1 protein-coding gene and 1 tRNA gene are annotated in these 2,239 nt (G+C 59.5%); both read left to right on the forward strand.

Going from position 1 to position 2,239, the window contains the following annotated elements; all coding sequences use genetic code 11:
- On the forward strand, window positions 1-1,860 hold a 1,860-nt coding region (locus tag WA702_RS24310; RefSeq protein WP_425113099.1), incomplete at its 5' end, for a type I restriction endonuclease subunit R.
- A 73-nt stretch (window positions 1,861-1,933) separates the two neighbouring features.
- Window positions 1,934-2,009, forward strand: a tRNA-Ala gene (locus tag WA702_RS24315).
- Window positions 2,010-2,239: the final 230 nt, after the last annotated feature.

Consider the following 2,239-nt stretch of genomic DNA (forward strand, 5'->3'; position numbering starts at 1 on the left):
ACCCAGTACGGCTTCGAAGCCAAGTTCAAGGGCGACCAGAAAGGCTATCAGGTCGGCTATGCGCAGCATCTGCGCGATGCGCTGCCGAATGCGACGTTTGTCGCGTTTACCGGTACGCCGGTGTCCAGCGAAGACCGCGATACGCGCGCGGTGTTCGGCGACTACATCCACGTCTACGACATGCAGCAGGCGCGCGACGATGGCGCGACGGTCGCAATCTACTACGAATCACGCCTGGCGAAACTCGGGCTGAAGGCCGAGATGCTGCCGGACGTCGATGATGAGGTTGACGAGCTCGCCGAGGACGAAGAAGACAGCGACGCGTCGAAGCTGAAAAGCCGCTGGGCCGCGCTCGAAAAGATCGTCGGCGCCGACCCGCGGATCAGAAGTGTTGCCACCGATCTGGTGACTCACTTCGAGGCGCGTGATACCGCCCAGCCCGGCAAGGCGATGGTGGTCGCAATGAGTCGCGAGATCTGCGTGCACCTGTACGACGCGATCATCGCGCTGCGGCCAGACTGGCACGACGAGGATCCGGAAAAAGGCGCGATCAAGATCATCATGACCGGCTCCGCGTCGGACAAGGCGCTGCTGCGTCCGCACATCTATCCGAAACAGGTCAAGAAGCGGCTGGAGAAGCGTTTCAAGGACCCGGCCGATCCGCTGCGACTGGTGATCGTACGCGACATGTGGCTGACGGGCTTTGATGCGCCGTGTGTGCATACGCTATACATCGACAAACCGATGAAAGGCCACAACCTGATGCAGGCGATTGCCCGCGTGAACCGAGTCTTCAAGGACAAACAGGGTGGCTTGGTCGTCGACTATATCGGCATCGCCAGCGAGCTGAAACAGGCGCTGAAGGAGTACACCGCGAGCAATGGTCGCGGACGGCCGACCGTCGATGCGCACGAAGCCTATGCCCTCCTCGAGGAAAAACTTGACGTGCTGCGCGCGATGCTGCACGGCTTCGACTACAGCCATTTCCTGACCGCCGGCCACAAGCTGCTCGCCGGCGCCGCCAATTTCGTGCTCGGCGAGAAGGACGGCAAGAAACGCTTCGCCGATCATGCGCTCGCAATGAGCAAGGCGTTTTCGCTGTGCTGCACGCTCGACGAGGCGAAGGCGGTGCGCGAGGAGGTGGCGTTCTTCCAGGCGGTCCGGGTGCTGCTGACGAAGAAGGACGTGAGCCAGAAAAAGCGTTCCGATGAACAGAAGGATCTGGCAATCCGCCAGATTATCAGCTCGGCGGTCGTCTCGCAGGAGGTCGTCGATATTTTCGAGTCGGTCGGGCTAGACAAGCCCAATATCGGCATCCTCGATGACGATTTCTTGGCTGAGGTGAAGAACCTGCCGGAGCGCAACCTCGCGGTCGAGCTGCTCGAGCGGCTGCTCGAGGGCGAAATCAAGAGCCGCTTTGCCAGCAACGTGGTGCAGGAAAAGAAGTTTTCCGAGCTGCTGTCCAACGTGATCACGCGCTACCAGAACCGGTCGATCGAGACCGCGCAGGTGATGGAAGAGCTGATCGCAATGGCGAAGAAATTCCGCGAGGCGGCAAACCGTGGCGAGGATCTCGGACTGACCGAGGATGAACTGCGGTTCTACGACGCGCTCGCCAACAACGAAGCGGCGGTCCGGATGCTCGGCGACGAAACGTTGCGGAAGATCGCCCACGAGCTGACCGAGAACCTGCGCCGTAACATCAGCGTTGACTGGGCGGTCCGCGAAAGCGTGCGGGCGAGCCTGCGGCTGATGGTCAAGCGGATCCTGCGCAAGTACAAATATCCGCCCGACCAGCAGGAAGAGGCCGTGGCAACCGTATTGCAACAGGCGGAACGGTTGAGTGCGGAATGGGCCTGAGCGCCGCTCCGGGTAGGACCTAGGGGCCACATCACCCCATTGAAAATACGCTGTGCTAGACTCAGATTGCCTCGGGGGGGTAGCTCAGCTGGGAGAGCGTCGCGTTCGCAATGCGAAGGTCGAGGGTTCGATCCCCTTCCTCTCCACCACTGAATTTTCTTAAAAAACCGGCCGCTCAGGCCGGTTTTTCATTTCGAGCCGCGAGAAAAATGGTCGGCGTGAAGCTGCATGTACGAGCTAGCTAATTGGGATATCGCCGCCACGGTCGATCAAAATCAAGAAGATGTTTGACTATTCCGATGCACTCGATGTAGTGCAAAACGCGACATGATCACCATCAATGTGAAGATCAAAGCGATTGAATGTACAAAAACTTAAC

The organism is Bradyrhizobium sp., from assembly GCF_049798375.1.
Classification (GTDB): domain Bacteria; phylum Pseudomonadota; class Alphaproteobacteria; order Rhizobiales; family Xanthobacteraceae; genus Bradyrhizobium.